General features: G+C 69.7%; 1 protein-coding gene. It reads right to left on the reverse strand.

The window, feature by feature from the left end; all coding sequences use genetic code 11:
• Window positions 1-445 (reverse strand): lytic transglycosylase domain-containing protein (locus F3J14_RS35245; protein ID WP_211080441.1); only part of this gene is annotated, 445 nt, incomplete at both ends.

Below are 445 nucleotides of genomic sequence, written 5' to 3' on the forward strand. Positions count from 1 at the left end.
TGCACGTCGCGCACCACGGGAATCGGCTCGACGCCGCCTTCGCGCGCGTTGCGCTGCGCGCTCGCGACAACCCGGCTCACATAGCCGCTCGAGAAACCGGTCGTGAAGTTGCCGCTGTAGTAGCACGACAGCGCCGCGCGCAACGCGGCCTGCGCGGGGCGGCCGGTGTTCGACGAGCGCGCGAAGCATTCGGTCAGGATCGCGCCGCCCGCCCGCAGGTTGCGGCACGGTTCGAACATCGTCGTGTCGTCGAGACCGTATTTCGCGAAATTGCGCTCGTTTACCTGAGCGAGGCCGACGCTGTAGCTGAAGCCGCGCGCGGCCAGCTCGCTCGCGGTCGCGCGCGCTTCGTCGAGCGACGCGGGCTGACGCGTCAGATGGCCGCCGACCACGCCGATCGCATACGGATTGAAACCGGACTCGGTGCGCACCAGCGCGGCGAGCG

It is taken from the genome of Burkholderia sp. Tr-862, from assembly GCF_011753085.1.
GTDB classification, from domain to species: Bacteria; Pseudomonadota; Gammaproteobacteria; order Burkholderiales; family Burkholderiaceae; genus Burkholderia; species Burkholderia ambifaria.